The sequence below is a fragment of the Clavibacter michiganensis subsp. insidiosus genome, from assembly GCF_002240565.1.
GTDB lineage: Bacteria > Actinomycetota > Actinomycetes > Actinomycetales > Microbacteriaceae > Clavibacter > Clavibacter insidiosus.
On the sequence record NZ_MZMO01000001.1, the window covers coordinates 1,121,084 to 1,143,247 of the forward strand.

The window sequence follows — 22,164 nt, forward strand, 5'->3', positions numbered from 1 at the left end:
GGGGATGCCCCAGCAGATCACGCCGCCCCGCGGCATGCGCGACTTCCTGCCCGCCGAGAAGGCCCGCCGCGAGCAGGCGCTCGCGATCATCCGCCGCACCTACCGCGCGCACGGCTTCGACGAGATCGAGACGCCCGTGGTCGAGGAGTCCGGCCGGCTGCACGCGGGCCTCGGCGGCGACAACGAGAAGCTCGCCTACTCGGTGCTGAAGCGCGGCCTCTCGGGCGACGACCTGCACGCGGCGGCCGACGCCGGCGACGTGCTCGCGCTCTCCGACCTCGGGCTGCGCTTCGACCTCACGGTGCCGCTCGCGCGTTTCTACGCCTCGCACCGCGCGGAGCTGCCGGGCGTCTTCCGGTCGATCCAGGCCGCGCCCGTCTGGCGGGCCGAGCGCCCGCAGAAGGGCCGCTACCGCCAGTTCATGCAGTGCGACATCGACGTCATCGGCGAGGCCGGGCAGCTGGCCGAGGTCGAGCTGATCTCCGCCACCGCGGCCACGCTCGCCGCGCTCGGCCTCACCGGCTGCACCATCCGCGTCAACGACCGGCGCCTCCTCGCCGGGATCCTCGACTACTGCGGCTTCGCGCCCGACCGTCAGGCGCAGGCGCTCATCAGCATCGACAAGCTCGACAAGATCGGCGCGGCGGGCGTCGTGGCGGAGCTCGCCGAGGCCGGCGCGGACGCGGCGGCGGTGCTCGGCGGGATCCTCGAGCGCATCGAGCCCGCGCTCGCCGACGGCGGCGTGCCGCTCACGGCCGAGGCGATCACCGGGATCCTCCCCGCGGGCGTCGACCCCGACGCGGTCGCCGACCTCGAGACCCTCGCCGGCGCGCTCGTCGGACTGCCCGACGGCGTCACGCTCCGCTTCGACCCGACCCTCGTGCGCGGCATGGGCTACTACACGGGCACGATCTTCGAGATCGCGCACCCCGCGTCCGGCAGCTCGGTGGGCGGCGGCGGCCGCTACGACGGCATGATCGGCCGCTTCCTCGGCCAGGACGTGCCGGCGGCCGGCTTCTCCATCGGCTTCGAGCGGATCGTCGACCTGGCCGTCCTGCCGGCAGCCGAGGACGCCGACGCCATCGCGCTCGTGCACGACAGGCGGACCCCGGTGGCCGTCCTCGCGCGCCTCAAGGCCGAGCTCGTCGCGTCGGGCCGGCGCGTGCGGCTGGAGCCGCGGCCGAAGAACGTCGCGCCGCTCCTCGAGGCGCTCAAGCAGCAGGGCTTCCGCACGTTCGCGGCCGTCGACGCCGACACGGCCGACGCCGCGTCCCTCCAGGAGCGCCCGCTCGACGGCGGCCCGCGCGGCTGATCCGCCACCTGCGCGACACCTGCGCGCAGGCCCCGCCGCCCCGGCCCGGAATGACCCCGCGGCTAGGATGGACCCGACTTCCCACCCCCTCACCGCAACGCAAGGAGACCATCCCGTGGCAGCCATCGAAGCAGTCAACGCACGCGAGATCCTCGACTCCCGGGGCAACCCGACCGTCGAGGTCGAGGTGCTCCTGGAGGACGGCACGTTCACGCGCGCGGCCGTCCCGTCCGGCGCATCCACCGGTGCCTTCGAGGCGTACGAGCTGCGCGACGGCGACGCGGGCCGCTACCTGGGCAAGGGCGTCCAGAAGGCCGTCGCCGCCGTCATCGACGAGATCGGCCCAGCCATCCAGGACCTCGACGCCGCGGACCAGCGCATCATCGACGCCACGATGATCGAGCTCGACGGCACCGAGAACAAGTCCCGCCTCGGCGCGAACGCGCTCCTCGGCGTCTCCCTCGCCGTCGCGAAGGCCGCGGCCGACTCGGCCGAGCTGCCCCGCTACCGCTACCTCGGCGGCCCGAACGCGCACACGCTGCCCGTCCCGATGCTCAACGTCATCAACGGCGGCTCGCACGCGGACACCAACGTCGACATCCAGGAGTTCATGCTCCTGCCCGTCGGCGCGTCCACCTTCTCCGAGGGCCTGCGCTGGGGCGTCGAGACGTACCACGCGCTCAAGAGCCTGCTGAAGAAGAAGGGCCTCTCCACCGGCCTCGGCGACGAGGGCGGCTTCGCGCCGAACCTCGACAGCAACCGCGCCGCGCTCGACCTGCTGATGGAGGCCATCGACGCCGCCGGCTTCACGGCCGGCAAGCAGATCGCGCTCGGCCTCGACGTCGCGTCCAGCGAGTTCTACTCCGACGGCGCGTACACGTTCGAGGGCCAGAAGGTCGACGCCGCGCACCTGACCGCGTACTTCGCGGACCTCGTCGCGTCCTACCCCCTCATCACCATCGAGGACCCGCTGGACGAGGACGACTGGGCCGGCTACGACCACTTCACCGCCGAGCTCGGCGCGAAGGTGCAGATCGTCGGCGACGACCTCTTCGTCACCAACCCGAAGCGCCTCGCCGACGGCATCACGCGCGGCGTCGCCAACTCGATCCTCGTGAAGGTCAACCAGATCGGCACGCTCACCGAGACGCTCGACGCGGTCGCCCTCGCCCAGCGCAGCGGCTACACCACGGTACTCTCGCACCGCTCCGGCGAGACCGAGGACACGACCATCGCCGATCTCGCGGTCGCGGTGGACGCGGGCCAGATCAAGACCGGCGCCCCCGCCCGCAGCGAGCGCGTCGCGAAGTACAACCAGCTCCTCCGCATCGAGCAGGACCTCGGCGCGGCCGCGGTCTACGCCGGCCGCAGCGCCTTCCCGCGCTTCCAGGCCTGACCAGGCCGATCCGCCCGCGCCCACCCGGCGCGGGCGGATCGCCGTTCCACCCCCGCACGACCCGACCCGCAGACGAAGGAGGACCGATGGCCCGCTTCCCCGGCCTCGACACCCTCCGCGCCCGCCGCGCCCCGCGCCCGCGCATCGAGCGCGTCCCCGTGGCGCTGCCCGACGGCGACGCCCCCGCGGGCAACTGGCTCCGCAGCATGCGCTTCTCCGGGTTCTCCGTGATGGTGCTGGTGCTCCTCGTCCTCACGGTCGTGGTGCTCGCCCCCGGCCTCCGCATCTACCTCGAGCAGCGGCAGCAGCTCAGCAGCCTGCAGAGCGCGGTGGACGCCCAGAAGGGCACCATCGCCCAGCTCCAGGACCAGCGCGCCCGCTACGACGACCCCGCCTTCCTCAAGGCCCAGGTGCGCGACCGCCTCTTCTACGTGATGCCCGGCGAGACGAGCTACCTCGTCCGCGGGCTGCCCGCCGCATCCGGCGACGCCGCCACGACGCCCGACGGCGCGCCCATCAGCGCCGACCTGCAGGAGACGAAGCAGGACTGGGTGCAGGCCCTCCTCGGATCCGCGCTCACGAGCGCCCTCAGCGACACCCCGCCCGACCAGCTCCAGGGATCCGTCCAGGGAGGCGACCAGTGACCCGACCCCCCTTCGACCCGCCCTCCGAGCGCGACGTGCGCGTCGTCACCGCCCAGCTCGGCCGCCCCGCGCGCGACGTGGTCGGCATCGCCGCCCGCTGCGTCTGCGGCAACCCCACCGTCGTGAGCACCGCCCCGCGCCTCACCGACGGCACGCCGTTCCCCACGCTCTACTACCTGTGCCACCCCGCGGCCACGGCCGCCATCTCGCACCTCGAGGCCGAGCACGTCATGGCCGAGCTGCAGGACGACCTCGCGGAGGACGAGGCGTTGCGCGACGCGTACGCCGCCGCCCACGCGTCCTACCTCGCCGACCGCGAGTCGATCCTCGTCGTGCCCGAGCTCGCCGGGGTCTCCGCGGGCGGCATGCCCGTGCGCGTCAAGTGCCTGCACGCCCTCGCGGGCCACGCGCTCGCGGCGGGTCCCGGCGTGAACCCCATCGGCGACATCGCGCTGGCCCGGGCCTCCTGGTCGCCGGACGTCTGCGAGTGCGCCGACCACGACGCGGCATGATCCTCGCGCCGGGCCCGCGCCCGTCGATCCGGCCGGTGCGGCGCGCGGCCCGGGTGGCCGCCGCCGGCATCCTCGCCCTCGCCGCCGCGCTCACCGCGGCGACGCCCGCCCAGGCGGATCCCGTGCGCGAGCGCGAGTACTGGCTCGCCGACTACGGCATCGAGCAGGCCTGGCTGACCACCCGCGGCGAGGGCGTGAAGGTCGCCGTCATCGACACCGGCGTCGACGCCTCGGTCGCGGACCTGCGCGGCGCGGTCGTGGGCGGCACGGACGTCTCGGGCGTCGGATCCGCGGACGGCTCGAAGCCCGTCGGCGCCTCGAACGAGCACGGCACCAAGGTCGCGTCGCTCCTCGCCGGCCGCGGCACGGGCACCGGATCCGGCGTGATCGGCGTCGCCCCGGCGGCTAGCGTCCTCAGCGTCTCGGTCGCGCTCGGCGGCCCGACCCCCGGCGCGCGCGACGAGGACGCGCAGATCGCCGACGCCGTCCGCTGGGCCGTCGACAACGGCGCGAGCGTCATCAACATGTCCCTCACCCGCAACTCGCTCGACTGGCCCGAGAGCTGGGACCGCGCGTTCCTCTACGCCTACCAGCACGACGTCGTGGTCGTCGCGGCGGCGGGCAACCGGGGGAGCGGCACCACCGAGGTGGGCGCGCCCGCCACGATCCCGGGGGTACTCGCGGTCGCGGGCGTCGACCGCGCGGGCGCCGCGAGCTTCGACGCGTCGTCGCAGGGCATCACCATCGCCGTCGCCGCGCCCAGCGAGCAGCTCGTGGGCGTGGAGCCCGGCGGCCGGTACGTGCAGTGGAGCGGCACCAGCGGCGCGGCACCCCTCGTCTCCGGCGTGGTCGCGCTCGTGCGGGCCGCGCATCCGGAGCTGAAGGCCGACGACGTGGTGGAGCGCGTGCTCGCCACCGCACGGCAGAAGGGGCAGCCGGAGATCTACGGCCGCGGGCTCGTCGACGCGTCCGCCGCCGTGACGGACGGCGTCGCGCCCGCGAGCGGGAAGCCCCTGGGTGACCTCGAGGAGTGGGTGCGGCTGTACCGCCGTGCGCCCGCCGCGACGCCGGATCCCGCCGCCTCGGCCACGCCGGAGGCCGCGCCCGCGGTGCCCGCCGACGCCCCCACCGCCGACCCCGCGGCCGACGCCCTGCCCACCGCGGGCGAGCTCCGCCAGGTCGGGATCCCGGCCCTCGTCCTCTCCGTCTTCGCGGCGCTCGCGGCGGCCATGGCGGTCGTGGCGTGGCGGCATTTCAGGCGGCTGCTCCGGAAGGGGTAGCCTGATTTCGACCACAACCTGCAGGGAGTCATCCATCGTGCCCAAAATCCTGATCGTCGGCGGCGGCTACGCCGGTTTCTACACGGCATGGAAGCTCGAGTCGCACCTCCGATCCGGCGAGGCCGAGGTCACCATGGTCGACCCGCTGCCGTACATGACGTACCAGCCGTTCCTGCCCGAGGTGGTCTCCGGATCCATCGAGCCCCGCCACGCGGTCGTCTCGCAGCGCCGCCACCTCCGCACCACCAACGTCGTCACGGCGAAGGTCACCGGCATCGACCACGCGTCGAAGACCGCGACCATCACGCCGCCCGTGGGCGAGCCGTACGAGTTCGCGTACGACATCGTCGTCGTCACCGCGGGCAGCGTCTCGCGCACGTTCCCGATCCCGGGCGTCGCGGACGAGGCCATCGGCCTGAAGACGATCGAGGAGGCCGTCGCCATCCGCGACCGCATCTTCGCCAACTTCGACCGCGCGGCCACGCTGCCGGCCGGCCCCGAGCGCGAGCGCCTCCTCACCTTCGTGGTGGTCGGCGGCGGCTTCGCCGGCATCGAGGTCTTCGCCGAGATGCGCAGCATCGCGACCGACCTCGTGAAGAAGTACCCCGAGATCGACTTCGAGGACACGCACTTCCACCTCATCGAGGCGATGGGTCGCATCATGCCCGAGGTGTCGCTCGAGACGAGCCACTGGGTGCTGAAGAACCTCGCCGAGCGCGGCGCGAACGTGCACCTCGACACGCAGCTCAAGTCCGCCGTCGGCGGCGTCGTGGAGCTGTCGACCGGCGAGTCGTTCGAGTCCGACGTCATCGTCTGGACCGCGGGCGTCATGGCCAGCCCCATGCTCAAGAACACCGACCTCCCGATCGAGGAGCGCGGCCGCCTGCGCGTGCGCGCCGACGGTCGCGTCGAGGGTGACGACGGCATCGTGGCAGACGCCTGGGGCGCCGGCGACGTGGCGGCCACCCCCGACCTCACGGGCGGCGGCGTCGGCGGCTTCTGCGTGCCCAACGCGCAGCACGCCGTCCGCCAGGGCAAGCTCATGGCGAAGAACCTCACCGCGAGCCTCCGCGGCGAGGGCATCACCGACTACTTCCACAAGAACCTCGGCGCCGTCGCGGGCCTCGGCCTCTACCAGGGCGCGTTCCAGTCCGGGAAGCTCGGCATCACCGGCTTCCCCGCCTGGGTCATGCACCGCGGCTACCACGGCCTCGCGATCCCGTCCTTCGAGCGCAAGGCGCGCGTCGTCACCGGCTGGGTGAACAACCTGGTCTGGGGCCGCGACATCGTCTCGCTCGAGGCGCGCGAGACCCCGCGCACCGCGTTCGAGACGTTCGCCTCGCGCCCGCGTCCCGCCGCGGACGCCGCGCCGGCCGCTCCCGTGAAGAAGGAGGAGGCGCCCGCCAAGAAGGCCGCCGACGACAAGGCCGACGCGCCCACCGAGGGCGAGAAGTCCCCGGCGCTCGCGGGCAGCTACAGCTCGTCGCCCAGCGTCGAGACGACGGACGAGAAGCCCTCAGCCTGATCCACCCGCACCACCGACGACGGCCCGCACGCAGCAGCGTGCGGGCCGTCGTCATGCCCGGGCACATCGGATCCGCCGGCCGACCGTAGGCTGTCGTCAGCGCCCCGGCGCCACGCCCCCGTAGTCCAATTGGCAGAGACGGGCGACTTAAAATCGCTACAGGTCAGGGTTCGAGTCCCTGCGGGGGCACGGCCGAGGCGGGCCGCTCAGGCCGCGGGCTTGGGCGTGACCGGCGCCGCGTCCGAACCCGTCGCCTCCGTCACGTGCACCTGCCGCGTGTTGAGGAAGTGCCGCTCCACGAGGTGGAAGAAGCCGAAGCCGGCCGCGACCGCGAGCGGCGCGACGACCAGCAGCATCAGCGCGGCGTGCGCGCCCGTCGGCAGCCCGAGCGGCAGCAGCAGGAGGTTGCCGAGCGCCAGGAACGGGCTGTGCACGAGGTAGACGCTGTAGGAGACGAGGCCGATCCGCTGCGCCGGACGGCTGACGAACGCGCCGAGCGCGCGGGGACGGGACCCGGCCATGGTGCGCGCGCCCGCCCAGGCGAGGAGCGACGCGAAGCCCGCACCCGCCACGAGCTCCGCGGCCCACACGCTGCCCTGCAGCACCGTGATCCCGAGGAGCAGCACGGCCGCGGCGCCCACGGCCACCGCGAGCAGCAGCCGGTCGGACGCCCAGCGCGGGCGCGCGCCGACGGTGAGCTCGGCGGCGAGCATGCCCGCGGCGAAGAGGCCCAGCAGCCACGGGCACGCCCACGGCGCGAAGCCCGCGAGCGACGCGCCGGTCATGACCACCGTGGCGGTGGCGACGACGGGCAGCCCGCCCCAGCGGCGCCAGAGCGGCAGCAGCACCAGCGGCATGAGGAAGTAGATCTGCCACTCCACGGCCACGCTCCAGAGCGGGGCGTTCACCTGGCTGACCCACGCGGGGGAGAGGTCGTGGAGCAGCAGGAAGTGGGAGACGATGCCGGCGGGGGTGGCGGGCGCCGCGCTCTCCCACGCGGTGCCGCGGCCGTCGCGCATCACGGGGATCGCGAGCGCCATCAGCAGGCTCAGCGCGAGGGCCGCGAAGTAGGGCGGGAGGATGCGCCGGGCACGCCGTCGGAGGAAGGTCGCGGTGCCGTGCCGGAGGTCGAGCCCGGGGCGGCCGGCGACGGGGAGCATGAGCACGTAGCCGGACAGGACGATGAAGACGGGCACGCCGAGGTAGCCGTAGCCGGTGATCCAGCCGAGGAGAGGCAGGTCGCGCCAGGCCTGCCCAATGAGCCCCGTGTAGAGGAACGCGTGGAACGCGACCACGGCGAGGGCGGCGGCGCCGCGCATGCCGTCGAGGTAGGGGAGCTCCGGTCGTCGTGCTGATGCCATGGAACCCCCCGATCCGCTCCCGAGGCTAGCAGTCGGTCCGCGACCACTGGGACGACCACCGGTGTCATCCGCGTAGCGATACTTAGTACGTCCCCTATGGATCAGGCCACGTAAGCTGAGTGCACCCGGCGATTCGGGTGCCGTGGACGGGGGTCCACGTCGGCGAGGGGGCGGGGATGACTCTGATCGAGGACGCACGGGTGACCGCGGCACAGCGCGCCGTGGAGGCCCTGGGGCTGCTCGACGGCCCGCCCGAGGAGCGCTTCGACCGCGTCACGCGCCTCGCCCGCACGGCGTTCGCCGTGCCGCTGTCGACCATCGGCCTCGCCGACCACGACCGCATGTGGTTCGCGTCGTGCGCCGGTGCCGAGATGTCCGAGACGCCCATCAGCAGCGTCTTCTGCGACACCACCATCCGCGAGGAGCGGGTCCTCGTCGTCGAGGACGCGCAGGCGCACCCCGTCTTCCGGCACCTGCCCACCGTCGCGGGCGAGCCGCACATCCGCTTCTACGCCGGGCACCCGCTGCGGGATCCCGAGGGCCTCGTCATCGGCACGTTCTGCCTCTACGACGTGGAGCCGCGCGGCCTCGACGCCGGCCAGCTCGCGCTCTTCGCCGAGCTCGCCGAGTGGGTGCAGCGCGAGCTCGTCGCGAGCGTCGAGATGGAGCGCGCGCAGGCGGTGCAGTCGGCCCTGCTGCCGGCCGCCGAGGTCGAGATCCCCGGCTACGAGATCGCGGCCGTGTGCGTGCCCGCGCAGGTCGTGGGCGGCGACTTCTACGACTACGAGCGCACCGCGTCCGGCCTCCGCTTCTCCATCGCCGACGTGATGGGGAAGGGCGCCGGCGCCGCCATCCTCACCGCCACCGTCCGCGCGGTCCTCCGCGGCATCGCGAGCACGGCCGACCGCTACGGCGCGGGCGTCCTCGAGGACACCGGGCTCATGGTCACCGACGCGTCGCGCTCGCTCGACGCCGACCTCGACCGGACGGGCTCCTTCGTCACCCTGCAGCACGGGCACCTGGACCAGGCCTCCGGGCTCCTCCGCTACGCCGACGCCGGGCACGGGTTGACGATCGTCGTCCACGCCGACGGCCGCGTCACCCACCTCGACACGAGCGACATGCCCGTCGGCATCGACCCCGACCACCGCTGGGAGGAGCGCCACGTGGTGCTCGCCCACGGCGACACCTTCGTCACCTTCAGCGACGGCCTCTTCGACATGTTCGGCGGCAGCTCGCCCGCATTCGCGTCGATCGGCCGCCTGGTGACCGAGGCCGGCGGCGTGCACGCGCTCATCGAGCGCGTCCGCGCCCTCGCGTCCGCCGGCACGCCGCTCGACGACGTGACCGTCCTCGCCGTGAGCCGCGCGTGAGCCGCTCGACGCACCGCGCGCCGACCACGGGCCGGTCGCCGCTGCGCTTCGCGTTCATCCGCCTCCTGGCCGTGGTCACGGCGATCCTCGGCCTCAACTACATCGTCTGGCGGCTGCTGTTCTCGGTGAACCCCGAGGCGCTCTGGATCGCCATCCCGCTCGTGCTCGCGGAGACGTACAGCCTCATCGACTCGCTGCTGTTCGGGCTCACGATGTGGCGCGCCCGCGACCGGCCGAAGCCGCCCGCGCCGCAGCCGGGGCTCACGGTCGACGTGTTCATCGCCACGTACAACGAGCCGCTCGACCTCGTGATGGAGACCGCGCGCGCCGCCCAGCGCATCACCTACCCGCACAAGACGTGGGTGCTCGACGACGGCAACCGCACCGAGCTGCGCGACCTCGCCGAGGCCGAGGGCATCGGCTGGATCACGCGCTCGGCCGACTGGTCGGGCCGCGCCCGCCATGCGAAGGCCGGCAACCTCAACAACGCGCTGCTCACGACCGAGGGCGAGTTCATGCTCATCCTCGACGCCGACCAGGTGCCCGTGCCCGAGATCCTCGACAAGACGCTGGGCTACTTCGACGACCGGCGCATGGCGATCGTGCAGACGCCGCAGGTGTTCGTGAACGTGCCGGACGCGGATCCGCTCGGCAGCCAGGCGCCGCTGTTCTACGGCCCCATCCAGCAGGGCAAGGACGGCTGGAACGCGGCGTTCTTCTGCGGATCCAATGCCATCCTCCGCCGCGAGGCCCTCATGCTGCTCGGCGTCTCGCGGTACGTGACCGACATCGAGATCAGCGTCTTCCGTGCGCTCCGCACCGCGGGCGACGTGATCGACAAGGCCCGCGAGGAGCTCGAGCCCGACCAGCGGGAACTCCGCAAGGCGCTCGACGACGTCGCCTACGACGTGCGCCGCGCCCGCGCCGAGCTCCGCCGCGGCCAGGCGCTGGCGGACGTGACCTACCGCTTCCAGAAGCGCGTCGACTCCATCGCCGCCCGCATGGTGCAGGACGACATGGCCGCGCTGAACGCCGACCTCGCCGAGATCGCCGCGCTCGCCGGCCGCCACTCCGCCGAGCGCGACGCGGTCTCGCTCGTCGACGAGAGCGCCATGACGCGCCTCGCGCAGCGCGACTGGTCTCCCCTCGGGGCGCTCGACGCCGTGCGCGCGATCGTCCGCGACATCGACGTGCACCGCGACGACGACGCGCAGTCGATCATGCCGCTGGCCACCATCTCGGTCACCGAGGACATGGCCACCTGCATGCGCCTGCACGGGCTCGGCTGGAAGTCGGCGTACCACGACGAGGTCCTCGCGTTCGGGCTCGCGCCGGAGGACCTGCCGACCATGCTCACCCAGCGGCTCCGCTGGGCGCAGGGCACGATCCAGGTCTTCTTCCGCGAGAACCCGCTGCTGCAGAAGGCGCTCTCGATCCCGCAGCGCCTCATGTACTTCGCCACGATGTGGAGCTACTTCTCCGGCTTCACGGCGCTCGTGTACGTGGCGGCGCCCATCATCTACCTCGTCTTCGGCGTGCTCCCGGTGCAGGCGCTCTCGACGGACTTCTTCAGCCGCCTGATCCCGTTCCTCCTCGTGAACCAGCTCCTGTTCGCGGTGGTCGGCCGCGGCAAGCGCACCTGGCGCGGGCAGCAGTACTCGCTCGCGCTCTTCCCCGTGTGGATCTCGTCGGTCACCACCGCGGTCGGCAACGTGTTCTTCCGCCGGCCCCTCGACTTCGCGGTGACCCCGAAGGTCCGCGCCGAGAGCGGGAAGCCGCGGTACGACCTCGTGAAGCCGCAGCTCTACGTGATCGGCGCGCTCATCGTCGCGTCCGCGATCGGCCTGCTGCGCCTCGCGGTCGGGCAGGCGACGCCGCTCGGCACGTTCACCAACCTCGCCTGGGTCGTCTTCGACCTGGCGATCTTCAGCATCATCATCCGTGCTGCCCGCTACCGGGGCTTCACGCCGGCCAAGGAGGACGCATGATCGACATCGCAGTCAACGAGCAGGGAACGCACGTGAGCGTCGTCATGCCGACCGGCCGCCTCAACATGGTCTCCGCGCGGCAGCTCACCACGATCATCACCGAGGTCATCGACGGCGGCCGGCCCTTCGTCGTGGTGGACCTCGGCAGCACCGACTTCATGGACTCCTCCGGCCTCGGCGCCCTCGTCTCGGGGCTCAAGCGCGCCCGCCAGGCCGGGGGCGACCTCCGCCTCGCCCGCCCCAACGCGCAGGTGAAGGCCGTGCTGGAGCTGACGAACCTCAACCGCGTGCTCACGGTGCACGACTCGCCCGAGGGCGTGTTCCGTGACCGATGAGGGCATGACGCACCACGCGCCACCGGTGCGGGCCAACGTCACGCTCCCGGCGGTGGACGAGAGCCTCGCCGCCGTGCACGCCGTGATCGCCGCGGTGTGGGACCAGGCGCACGACGTGAGCGACACCGAGCGGATGCTGTTCGAGACGGCCGTGGTGGAGATCGCCGGCAACGTCGTCGAGCACGGCGTCGCGGTGGGGGAGCGCGCGGGCTACCCCGTGACGTTCACCATGACCGTGATCTGCCAGCACGACCGCATCGTCGCCCTGTTCGAGGACGACGGCCAGCCCGCCGTCGTCGACCTCACGCGCGTCTCCATGCCCGACGACCTCAGCGAGAGCGGCCGCGGGCTGGCGCTCGCGCAGGCGGTCCTCGACGACCTCACCTACGAGCGCACCGACGGCAGCAACCGCTGGCGGCTGGTCAGGCTGCGCGGCTGATGCGCGGCGGGGGGATGCGGGCACGCGGGGGCGGGCGCACGCGGAGCAGGATCGGCGGCTGGGCCGCGGCCATGGTGGCGCTCGCGATCGCGGTCGTCCCGGCGACGGCGGCGCTCGCCGCACCGGCCGCCACCGCTCCGACGGCCGCCGCGCCCGCGGCACCGGCGGACGAGGTCGACCTCACCCGGGCGCCCGCCGTCCCCTGGTTCGGCGGCATCATCGACTGGACCGCCGACGACGCGCAGAGCTACGCCGACCGCCTCGGGGCGGCCCCCGCGGTGCTCGGCCAGTCGGTGCGGTACCCGCTCGGATCCGACGACGCCACGTACCTCGACCAGTTCGCGCAGCAGGCCGCGCAGCAGGGATCGCTCCTCTTCCTCACGCTCGAGCCGACGAAGCCGCTCGCCGACCTGACGGCGGCGGACGCGACCGCGCTCACGGGCCGGCTCGAGGCGCTCCGCGAGCGCTACGACTCCCGCGCGCTCGTGCGGTTCGCCCCCGAGATGAACGGCTCGTGGACCCCCTGGGGCCAGCAGCCGTCCGCGTACGTCGCCGCCTTCCGCCAGGTCGCCGACGCCGTGCACGCGTCCGACGCGGGCGCCGTCACCGTGTGGTCGCCCGCCTACGCGGCCGGCTACCCGTTCGGATCCGCCGACGGCCTCACCCAGGGATCCGCCACCCGCTCCATCGCCGAGCTCGACACCGACGGCAACGGCCGCGTCGACGTGGACGACGACGCCTACCGGCCGTACTACCCGGGCGACGACGCCGTCGACTGGGTGGGGCTGTCCGCGTCCCACTTCGGCACCGAGCAGGACTTCACCGTCGGGGAGCCGACCGAGGACTACCTCGGCACCGAGGTGATCCCGCAGCAGGAGTTCGGGAAGAACGTCGTGCCCGAGCAGGACAAGTTCGCCCGCGAGCTCGCGGGCGCGTACGGCTACTCCGACCAGGGCGGCGCGGGGCGGGACTTCGCGGCCGAGTGGATCGAGGGCACCGGCAAGCCCGCCGTCATCGAGACGGGCGCGCTCTACGACCCGGCCCGCACCGACGGGGCCTCCGAGATCGACATCAAGAGCGCGTGGTGGGACCAGGTGCTCTCCGCCGACATCCGGTCGGCCCACCCCGGCATCGGCATGGTCGTGTGGCGCGAGCTCCAGCGCACCGAGGCCGAGGCGAAGGGCGCCGTCATCGACTGGCGGGCGACGGGGGACACGACGGTCGCGTCCGCGCTCCTCACGCACCTGGATCCGGCGACCGCGACGCTCGGCCCCGTCACGCAGGTCTTCGACCAGGAGCGGGCCAACGTCGCGACCGCGCAGTACCGCGACCCCGGATCGCCCGAGGACGAGCAGATGGGCTGGATCGTGCTCTGCGCGGTCGTGCTCCTCCTGCTCTTCGTGATCTCCGGGCCCATCGGCCGCCTCAAGCCCGGCTGGCGCTACCCCGACGAGAACTCGCCCCGCGACCGCCGCCTCGACCTCTTCCGCGGCTGGACCATCGTCGCCGTGGTCATCACCCACATCGAGGTCGCGAGCCCGTACTCGTACGTCACCATCAACGCCATCGGCGCGATCACGGGCGCCGAGATGTTCGTGCTGCTGTCCGGCCTCGTGCTCGGCATGGTCTACCCGCTCGCCGTGAAGAAGTTCGGCGAGATGAAGGCCCTCGTCTCCATCCTGCGGCGCGCGTTCAAGCAGTACATCGTGGCGATCGCGGTGGTCGTCATCGTCTTCGCGCTCACGTTCGTGCCGTTCCTGGACACCGACGTGATCACCACGTTCACCGACCGCGGCACGGGCGCCGACGGCAAGGTCACCACCGGGCAGGTCTACGACCTCTACCCGAACGGCGCGCGCCTGCTCGACTACCCGCCGCCCTGGTACGCGATCCGCGACCTGCTGCTGCTCCGCATGGGCCCGTGGGTGTTCAACATCATGGGCCTCTTCGTGGTGCTGACCCTCCTCGTCCCCGCGGTCGTGTGGCTGCTCCGCCGCCGCATGTGGTGGGTCGTGCTCATCGCCAGCTGGACCGCGTACGTGCTCAACGCGCAGTTCGACATCCGCGTGCTGCCGTCCATGTTCGAGGACGTGTTCCCGCTGCTCACGTGGCAGGTCGCGTTCCTCAACGGCATGGTGATCGGCTACTACCGGAAGCAGATCACGCGCGCGCTCACCGGCCGCGTGGGCCGCGTGCTCGTGACGATCCTGCTGGTCGCGTACGTCGGCACGCTCGCCGTGCTCTGGGCCGGCCACACCTTCGGCGTGCAGCTGCCGGGCGTGCCCGACGGCCTCTACTCGTCGCTGTACGAGTCGATGTACCAGCGCACGTTCCTCCAGCCGGGGCGGCTGATCGACCTCGCGCTCATGCTCGTGGTCGCGTACACGTTCCTCACCCGGGTGTGGAAGCCCGTGGACCGTGCGTTCGGGTGGTTCTACACGCCGCTCGGATCCGCGAGCCTCTACGTCTTCATCGTCCACGTGTTCTTCGCGCTGATCGTCGGCAGCCTGCCGTTCCTCGACAGGGCGAATCCCTGGCAGAGGGCAGTGGTCCACACCCTCGTGCTGGCGGCGATCTGGTTCATGGTGACGCGCAAGGTGCTCTTCAAGGTCATCCCGACCTGATCCGCGTGTCGGAGATCTCCGCGCCCCGGGCCAATCCGCGGGGAGCCCCGTTCCGAAGGGTTCGTGACATCCGGCGGAACAATGCATCGCGCCTCTATCCGGATGCCTGTCACCCGTTTAGCGTTCGAACCACCTCGCGCTCGGTATCTGGGATACGGACGCGCCGATCAAGGGAGCTCATCCATGTTCGACAAGAAGTTCATCACCCAGGCCATCGACCGGAGCGCGCAGTCGCCGCTCGACCGTCGCCGCTTCTTCAGCGCCGCGGGCATCGCGGGTCTCGGCGTCGGCGCCGCGGCCCTCATCCCCGCCACCGGAGCCCAGGCGGCCGACGCCCAGGCCGAGGCCGACTCCGGCCAGGCGACCGACCTCGCCGTCCTCAACTTCGCGCTCAACCTCGAGTACCTCGAGGCCGAGTTCTACCTGCGCGCCTCCACGGGCGCGGGCCTCGTCCCGAACGACATCTCCGGCGTCGGCACGCCGGGCGCCGTCACGGGCGGTCGCCAGGTGCAGTTCAAGGACAACGCCATCCGCCAGTACGCGCGGGAGATCGCGCAGGACGAGAAGGCGCACGTCAAGTTCCTCCGCTCGGCGCTCGGCTCGGCGAAGGTCGCGCGTCCCGCGATCGACCTCGACTCGGCGTTCTCCGCCGCGGCGACCGCCGCGGGCCTCATCAAGCCGGGCCAGAAGTTCGACGCGTTCGCGAGCGACGAGAACTTCCTGCTCGCGTCGTTCGTGTTCGAGGACGTCGGCGTCACCGCCTACAAGGGCGCGGCCCCGCTCATCACGAACAAGACGTACCTCGAGGCGGCCGCCGGCATCCTCGCGGTCGAGGCGTACCACGCGGGCATCATCCGCACGTCGCTGTTCGCGAAGGGCCTCGCGGCCCCGACCAACGCGATCTCGAACGCGCGCGACTCCCTCGACGGGTCCACGGACCTCGACCAGGGCATCACGATCTCGGGCGGCGCCAACCTGGTGCCGACCGACGCGAAGGGCATCGCGTTCAGCCGCACGACCGGTCAGGTCCTCAACATCGTGTACCTGAACAACAAGGCCGTGACCAAGGGCGGGTTCTACCCCAACGGCGTCAACGGCGGCATCAACACCAGCGGCGCGAACTAGCCCGCAGGCGACATGCAGCAGGGGCGCCGCCCACCTCGCGAGGTGGGCGGCGCCCCTGTGGTCGTGCGTGCGGCTGCCCTTTCGGCCGTCAGCCGCGGTTGCGCGGGCTGTCGGCGGCGAGCACCGAGTTGCGGCGCGAGTAGGTGAGGTAGATCACGAGGCCGATGACGAGCCAGACGGCGAACCGCACCCACGTCTCCCACGGCAGCGACGAGACGAGCCAGAGCGAGAACCCGATGCCGATGATCGGCACCACGGGCATGGCCGGCAGCCGGAACGCCCGCGGGATCTCGGGCCGCTTGTAGCGCAGCACGATGACGGCCGCGCACACCACCACGAAGGCCAGCAGGATCCCGATGTTCGTCAGCTCCGCCACCACCGTGATGGGCAGGAAGCCCGCGAACAGGGCCGAGCCGATGCCGATGATCCACGTCACGCGCGTGGGCACGTTGCGCTTCTTGTCGGTGACCGCGAACCACTTCGGCAGCAGGCCGTCGCGGCTCATCGAGAACCACACGCGGGACGCCCCGAGCATGAACGTGAGCATCACGGTGACGACGCTGACGATGGCGCCGACGGCCACCACGTTGGCGACGGCGGGTAGGCCCACCGACTCGAACGCGGTCGCGAAGCCGCTCTCGCGATTGATGTCCGAGTACCTCTGCATGCCCGTGAGCACGATGGTCGCGAGCACGTAGAGCACCATCGCGATGGCGAGCGACAGCAGGATCGCCTTCGGCATGTGCTTGGTGGCGTCCTTCGACTCCTCGGCCGCGGTGCTCATCGCGTCGTAGCCGAACACCGCGAAGAAGACGGTGGCGGCGCCGGTGAAGACGCCGGCCGCGCCGAACGGGAAGTACGGCTGGTAGTTGGCGCCGGTGATCCGCGTGAAGCCGATGACGACGATCACCAGCACCAGCGCCACCTTGAGGCCCACGAGGTACAGCTCGAAGCGGCCGACGCTCTTCATGCCGCGGGTGAGGACGAACGCGGTGCCGAGGCAGAGGATCACGGCGAACAGGTCGACCACGTGGCCGTCGCCGGTGCCGGCCGCGCCGAGCATCCAGGCCGGCAGGTCGACGCCGAACTGGTCGAGGAGGAAGCCCGCGTAGCCGGAGACGCCGATGGCGACCACGCCGACGATGGCGGTGTACTCCAGCAGCAGGTCCCAGCCGATGAACCAGCCGACGATCTCGCCGAGGGCCGCGTAGCCGTAGGTGTACGCGGATCCCGCCTTCGGGATCATGCCCGCGAACTCCGCGTAGGAGAGGGCGGCCGCGGCGCTGGCGATGCCGGCGATGAGGAAGGAGATGAGGACCGCGGGTCCGGCGGTCTGGTTCGCGACGGTGCCGGCGAGCGTGAAGATGCCGGTGCCGATGATGCCGCCCACGCCGATCGCGGTCAGCTGCCAGAGGCCGAGCGAGCGGGTGAGGCCGCCTTCCTCCGCGGCCGCGCCGGGCTCCGCCTCGATGGCATCCACGGGCTTCCGCCGCGTGAGCGCCGCCCAGAGGGACGTGCTCGATGTGCTCATGCAGGACTCCTGCCGTCGGGGCCGCGCGGGCCTGGTCGAGGCCGCCGGAGCCGGCGACGGACTGGCCTCGGCCGACGATCCGCACCAGGTGCGGCGCGGCAGGGGGACAGCGGCGGGGGCGGCTGCTAGAGGCGCTGCAGGGAGGGCTCGACCACGCGGATCCAGAGCCACACGCCGACGCTCACGGCCGCGAAGGCGGCGGAGACGACGAGGGCCGTGGTCCAGACCTCGGCCGGCACGCCGCTCGCGGTCGTCGCGACCGCGGCGAACGCGAGCGTGAGGACGGCGACGCTGACGACGGCCCACAGCGGCAGGGAGCGCAGGAGCAGCGAGCGTCCGAGCACGAGGGAGACGGGCGCGAGCGCGAGCGCCGCGGAGCTGAGGGAGGCGAGGGTGACGACGCTGAGCAGCTCGTTCGCGAGCTGCGGCCACATGCCGCCGTCGGCGGGGACGAAGCCGTAGAGGATCCAGGCCACGAGCCCGAGCGTCGCGAGCGATCCTGACTGCACGAGCGCGAGGCGGGCGCGGGACCGGTCGTCGCGGTCGTCGGCCACGATGCCGAGGACCTGGCCGATCACGATGGGCGGGGCGAGGCTGAACGCGCGCGACGCGAGCACGGCGGTCGCCGAGAGCACGAGGAGGGCGGGCACGGCGCGCACGCGGGCGGGTCCGGCGCCGACGCGGCCGGCCACCGCGGCGACGGCGACCACGCCGACGCCGTTGACGACGGCGAGGCCCACGAGGGCCGCGAGGAAGAGGCGCACGGCGTTGGGGTCGGATCCCACGGGCAGCGACAGCGCGGCCAGCGCGGCGGCCAGGGCGAGGGCCGCCGCGGCGGCACCCCAGCGACCGGCGCGGCCAGGCTCGCGGGCGGGACGGGATCCGAGGAGCGTCGGCGCGGGCTCCCGGCGGGCGGGGACGGGGATGGGCGCGGAGTCGAGCCGGCCCGGCACGATGCGCAGCTGGCCGGTCGTCGCGGTGGAGTCGGTGAAGGCCGCGGCCACGGCCCGGGTGGTGAGGGCTGCGGCGTCGCCGCGCGGGACGATCCGCAGCCGCGTCACGTCCTCTGCCGCGCGGTGGCGTCCGCCGAAGCGCGCGACGAGCGCGCCGCGGAGGAGGAGGGCCGGGAGGGTCACGAGGAGCACCGCGCCGAGCGCGAGGAGCAGGGGGAGGAGACCGCGGCCGTCGGTGAACGCCGCGGGCAGCGGCTGGAGCGACGTGCCGAAGCGCGTGGGCGCGTTCCAGGTGCCGGGCGCGGCGGCGGCGGGTGCGGATCCGGGACCGGGTGCGCCGTCGGGTCCGGGCGCGCTGCCGGTCGAGCCGCCGCCACGCCCGCCGCCGGATCCGGATCCGGGGGCCGGGGCCGCCTGCGTGCCCTGGGGCGAGCTGGTGGCCTCGGGCCGGGGGCTCGCGGGCGGCGTGGTCGCGCCCGGCGTGGGGGAGGAGGCGGGCTGCGCGACCGTGATGTCCACCTCGGCCGCGAGCGTGCTGATGTTGCCGAGCGGATCCGTGACCGTCGCCGTGATCCCGAGCGGCCCGGGCGGCAGCGTGCCGGTGGTGCACGACCAGCGGCCGCCGGCGACCTGCGCCTGGCACGCCGCGTCGCCGTAGCCCGTGAGGTACGCGCGCACGACGGCGCCGTCCTCGTCGGAGGTGCCGGAGATCGTGATCCCCGCGGGGTCCACTGTGGCGCCGGCCGCGGGCGCCGTGATGACCGCGGCGTCCGGCGCCGTCGTGTCGAAGCTGCCCGTGCCGCGTCCGACTGCCGGCGTCCCCACGCTCCACGACGTGGACTGCGTCGCGGTGACGGGGATGCCGGTGCCGGAGGGCGGCGGCGGGGCGAGGAGGCACGCCCACGTGCTCGAGGCGCCGACGGTGGCGCGGCACGCGGCGGATCCGGAGCGCGCGTCGACGATCGCACCCGGGTAGCCGGTGCCGCTGACGAGCCCGGTGGTCACGACGGAGAAGCTGTTGACGCCGGGAGCCCGCAGGACGGACGCCGTGGCGGTGGCCTCCTGCCCTCCCGCGGTGACGCGCACGGGGCTCTGCCCGTTCGGGACGCCGGTCGCGGTGGCGCGCCAGGTGGTGGAGGAGGGGAGCGCGACGGCGGCGGGCACGCTCGCGATGGTGACCTGCACGTCGACGCCCGCGGGTCGCGTGCCGGTGACCGCGACGGCGCCGTCGGTCGAGAAGGGCGGCGTGTCCGCCGTGGGCGCGGGTGCCGGCGCGCCGGAGGGGACGGGGCTCGGCGTGGGGGTCGGGGTCTCGGTGGCGGCGGAGGCGGCGACCGCGCCGCCCGTGGTCAGCGCCGCGAGCAGCAGGAGCACCGAGGCTGTGCGGGCGAGCCGCTCGCGGGATCGCCGGACACCGCCCGCTCCACCCCCCGTGGACGGACGATCCTCGTTCCTCGCCAGTCGCTGCACCGTGCGTCCATTCAGGCGGGTGCATCCGGGCGTGTCAACCGCACGCACCGACCGTGATGGAAGTGGTACGGGAACCTGTGCGCCGCATGCCCGGCGTCGGGGCGCGCGGTGTGCGTCGTCGGTGCGCCCCTCGGGCACGCAGCCGGAGGCGTGGCCGACGGCATCCCTCCCCGGCCGCGCGGGGCGTGGCCGTCCCGGTGCCCGATACTGGCTGACGTGACCCCTCGCGACGCCGCCCCCGACCGCCCGACGCCGACCGAGCTGGCGGGTCTGCTCGCGGGCGGCCCGCGCATCGGGGTGAGCACGAGCGCGACCAAGGTCGAGGGCCGCGCGCACGAGGGCGGCCGAACCGAGTCCGTGTGGGACGCGTTCGCCCGACGGCCCGGCGCGGTGGCCGACGGCAGCGACCCGGAGCGCGGCGCCCGGCACATGGAGAGGTACCGGGAGGACGTCGCGCTCGCGACCGAGCTCGGCGCCGACGTGCTCTCCTTCTCCCTCTCGTGGTCGCGGATCCAGCCGGAGGCGCGCGGGGGACTCCGCCGCGAGGGCATCGCATTCTACGACGAGCTCGTCGACGCGCTGCTGGCCGCGGGGATCCGCCCGCGCGCCGCCCTGCACGACCACGACCTGCCCGTCGAGCTGCAGGACCGCGGCGGCTGGCTCCACCGCGACACCGCGCTGCGCTTCGGCGACCTCGCGTACCTCGCCGCCGAGGCGCTCGCCGACCGCGTGCCCGACTGGGTCACGCTCCGCACGCCCGCGCTCACCACGATGGCCGGCCACGTCGCCGGCACGCACGCGCCCGGATCCCGCCTCGGGCTCGATGCGCTCCCCACCGTGCACCACCAGCTGCTCGCGCACGGCCGGGCGGTCGAGGCGATCCGCGGGGCGAGCTCCGCGGCCCGCGTCGGCATCGTGAACGCGCACCGCGTGGTCGAGGCCGCCTCCGGGGACGACGACGACCGCGCCGCCGCCGTCGTGGCGCGCGCCCTGCACCAGGACCTCTTCGCCGACGCCGTGCTCCTCGGCCGCTACCCGGACCTCGCCGGCCCGCACGCGGAGGCCTTCGAGCGGCTCGGGCGCGTGGATCCGGCCGACCTCCGCTCCATCGGCCAGCCGCTCGACCACTACGGCGTCGCGCTCGCCGACCCGATCCGCGTCGCCGCCGTGCCACGCCTCGTCGCCGGATCCACCGCGATCCCGTTCGCCGAGCTGCCCTGGACCGACCACCCCGCCTCCCTCGACGGGCACCCCGTCGTGCCCGACGTCGTGCCCGTCGTGCTCGCCGACCTCCGCGCGCGCTACGGCGACGCCCTGCCGCCCGTCGTGCTCGCGGGCCTCGACGCCGCGCACCCCGAGCAGGTCGACGACCGCGACGGCTCCCGCCGGGATCCGCGCCGCGCGCACGCGATCTCCGACCACCTCGTGCAGGCGCTCGCCGCCGTCGGGCCGGGCGGGCCCGCGGAGGGCGTGCGTCTCGAGGCCGTCGTCGCGGGCAGCCTGCTCGACGGCTTCGAGTGGGAGGCCGGGCGCCAAGCGCCGCGCGGCCTCGTGCACGTGGATCCGTGCACCGGCGACCGCACGCCCCGCTCCTCGTACCGCTTCCTCCGCGACACGCTGCGCGAGCGCGGCTGACCCGGACGCGCGGACGCGTCGACGCCCCCAGAACGGGTGCGCGGGCCCCGATCGCCCCGGGTCCTCCCCAGCCCCGCGCGTAGGATCCGGAGCATGGAATTGTGGATCGCGCTCGGAGTCGTCGTGCTCCTGGCAGTTCTCGTCGGCATCTACCTCTGGGCCACGTACAACGCCCTCGTCACCCTGAACGTCCGCGTGGACGAGGCGTGGAGCGACATCACGGTGCAGCTGAAGAGGCGCGCGGACCTGCTGCCGACCATCATCGAGTCGGTCAAGGGCTACGCCACCCACGAGCAGAAGGTGTTCGAGAAGGTGGCGTCCGCGCGCACCGAGACGATCAGCGCGGCGAGCCCCGCGGAGGCCAGCTCCGCCGAGGCGCACCTGCAGGGCGCGATGAAGTCGCTGTTCGCGGTCGCCGAGGCGTACCCGCAGCTGCAGACGAGCCAGACGTTCCTGCAGCTGCAGGGCGAGCTGGTGGACACCGAGGACCGGATCCAGGCGTCGCGCCGCTTCTACAACGGCGGCGTGCGCGAGCTCAACACCAAGATCACGCAGTTCCCGAACACGCTCTTCGTGCGCGGGCTGGGCTTCGGCGAGCGGGACTTCTACGAGGTCTCGAGCCTCGCGTCCATCGCCGAGCCGCCCCGCGTGCAGTTCTAGC

Annotated in this window: 17 protein-coding genes and 1 tRNA gene; 15 read left to right on the forward strand and 3 right to left on the reverse strand. The window is 73.3% G+C overall.

Features of this window, described 5'->3' with window-relative positions; translation table 11 throughout:
- Positions 1 to 4 precede the first annotated feature (4 nt).
- The 7 genes from hisS (at position 5) to B5P21_RS05700 (ending at position 6,858) form a co-directional block, all read left to right on the forward strand.
- Positions 5 to 1,312, forward strand: coding sequence for a histidine--tRNA ligase (gene hisS, locus B5P21_RS05670; protein WP_045528826.1), 1,308 nt, complete (start codon positions 5 to 7; stop codon positions 1,310 to 1,312).
- Positions 1,313 to 1,427: 115 nt separating this feature from the next.
- Positions 1,428 to 2,708 carry a phosphopyruvate hydratase gene (gene eno / locus B5P21_RS05675; RefSeq protein ID WP_094170889.1) on the forward strand — a complete coding sequence of 427 codons (1,281 nt, stop codon included), beginning with the start codon at positions 1,428 to 1,430 and terminating at the stop codon, positions 2,706 to 2,708.
- 86 nt (positions 2,709 to 2,794) lie between these two features.
- A complete protein-coding gene (locus B5P21_RS05680) occupies positions 2,795 to 3,352 on the forward strand; it encodes an FtsB family cell division protein (protein WP_045528822.1) in 558 nt (185 codons plus the stop codon).
- Entirely contained in the window at positions 3,349 to 3,864 is a 516-nt protein-coding gene (locus B5P21_RS05685; RefSeq protein ID WP_045528820.1) for a DUF501 domain-containing protein, read from the forward strand. The genes B5P21_RS05680 and B5P21_RS05685 overlap by 4 nt, the downstream gene beginning before the upstream one ends.
- Complete coding sequence (locus B5P21_RS05690) at positions 3,861 to 5,144, forward strand: S8 family serine peptidase (RefSeq protein ID WP_045528818.1); 1,284 nt, start codon at positions 3,861 to 3,863, stop codon at positions 5,142 to 5,144. The genes B5P21_RS05685 and B5P21_RS05690 overlap by 4 nt, the downstream gene beginning before the upstream one ends.
- Before the next feature lie 37 nt (positions 5,145 to 5,181).
- Positions 5,182 to 6,669 carry an NAD(P)/FAD-dependent oxidoreductase gene (locus tag B5P21_RS05695; protein WP_094170890.1) on the forward strand — a complete coding sequence of 496 codons (1,488 nt, stop codon included), beginning with the start codon at positions 5,182 to 5,184 and terminating at the stop codon, positions 6,667 to 6,669.
- 114 nt (positions 6,670 to 6,783) lie between these two features.
- Positions 6,784 to 6,858 (forward strand) — tRNA-Leu (locus B5P21_RS05700).
- Positions 6,859 to 6,875: 17 nt separating this feature from the next.
- Here B5P21_RS05700 and B5P21_RS05705 read toward each other — a convergent pair.
- Positions 6,876 to 8,030 (reverse strand): acyltransferase family protein, encoded by a 1,155-nt coding sequence (locus B5P21_RS05705; protein WP_094170891.1) that lies wholly within the window; start codon positions 8,028 to 8,030, stop codon positions 6,876 to 6,878.
- 176 nt (positions 8,031 to 8,206) lie between these two features.
- On the opposite strand from B5P21_RS05705, the gene B5P21_RS05710 reads away from it, so the two are divergent.
- The 6 genes from B5P21_RS05710 (at position 8,207) to B5P21_RS05735 (ending at position 15,914) form a co-directional block, all read left to right on the forward strand.
- Positions 8,207 to 9,403 carry a PP2C family protein-serine/threonine phosphatase gene (locus B5P21_RS05710; RefSeq protein ID WP_094171402.1) on the forward strand — a complete coding sequence of 399 codons (1,197 nt, stop codon included), beginning with the start codon at positions 8,207 to 8,209 and terminating at the stop codon, positions 9,401 to 9,403.
- Entirely contained in the window at positions 9,400 to 11,391 is a 1,992-nt protein-coding gene (locus B5P21_RS05715; RefSeq protein WP_094170892.1) for a glycosyltransferase family 2 protein, read from the forward strand. The genes B5P21_RS05710 and B5P21_RS05715 overlap by 4 nt, the downstream gene beginning before the upstream one ends.
- A complete protein-coding gene (locus B5P21_RS05720; RefSeq protein WP_045528808.1) occupies positions 11,388 to 11,726 on the forward strand; it encodes an STAS domain-containing protein in 339 nt (112 codons plus the stop codon). The genes B5P21_RS05715 and B5P21_RS05720 overlap by 4 nt, the downstream gene beginning before the upstream one ends.
- Positions 11,716 to 12,165: an ATP-binding protein gene (locus B5P21_RS05725; protein WP_227077681.1), complete on the forward strand. Its 450-nt coding sequence runs from the start codon at positions 11,716 to 11,718 to the stop codon at positions 12,163 to 12,165. Before B5P21_RS05720 ends, B5P21_RS05725 begins: the two co-directional genes overlap by 11 nt.
- A 14-nt stretch (positions 12,166 to 12,179) precedes the next feature.
- A complete protein-coding gene (gene opgC, locus B5P21_RS05730; protein ID WP_246865252.1) occupies positions 12,180 to 14,789 on the forward strand; it encodes an OpgC domain-containing protein in 2,610 nt (869 codons plus the stop codon).
- A gap of 183 nt (positions 14,790 to 14,972) precedes the next feature.
- Positions 14,973 to 15,914: a ferritin-like domain-containing protein gene (locus B5P21_RS05735; RefSeq protein ID WP_045528804.1), complete on the forward strand. Its 942-nt coding sequence runs from the start codon at positions 14,973 to 14,975 to the stop codon at positions 15,912 to 15,914.
- Positions 15,915 to 16,002: 88 nt separating this feature from the next.
- Here B5P21_RS05735 and B5P21_RS05740 read toward each other — a convergent pair whose 3' ends face one another.
- Together B5P21_RS05740 and B5P21_RS05745 are read right to left on the reverse strand one after the other, a co-directional pair.
- Complete coding sequence (locus B5P21_RS05740; RefSeq protein ID WP_045528802.1) at positions 16,003 to 17,445, reverse strand: amino acid permease; 1,443 nt, start codon at positions 17,443 to 17,445, stop codon at positions 16,003 to 16,005.
- Positions 17,446 to 17,570: 125 nt separating this feature from the next.
- On the reverse strand, positions 17,571 to 19,772 hold the full coding sequence (locus tag B5P21_RS05745) for a hypothetical protein (RefSeq protein WP_236688683.1): 2,202 nt from the start codon (positions 19,770 to 19,772) through the stop codon (positions 17,571 to 17,573).
- 312 nt (positions 19,773 to 20,084) lie between these two features.
- On the opposite strand from B5P21_RS05745, the gene B5P21_RS05750 reads away from it, so the two are divergent.
- Both B5P21_RS05750 and B5P21_RS05755 read left to right on the forward strand, forming a co-directional pair.
- On the forward strand, positions 20,085 to 21,503 hold the full coding sequence (locus B5P21_RS05750; RefSeq protein WP_045528798.1) for a glycoside hydrolase family 1 protein: 1,419 nt from the start codon (positions 20,085 to 20,087) through the stop codon (positions 21,501 to 21,503).
- A gap of 93 nt (positions 21,504 to 21,596) precedes the next feature.
- Entirely contained in the window at positions 21,597 to 22,163 is a 567-nt protein-coding gene (locus B5P21_RS05755; RefSeq protein ID WP_094170894.1) for a LemA family protein, read from the forward strand.
- The last annotated feature ends 1 nt before the right edge of the window (position 22,164 follow it).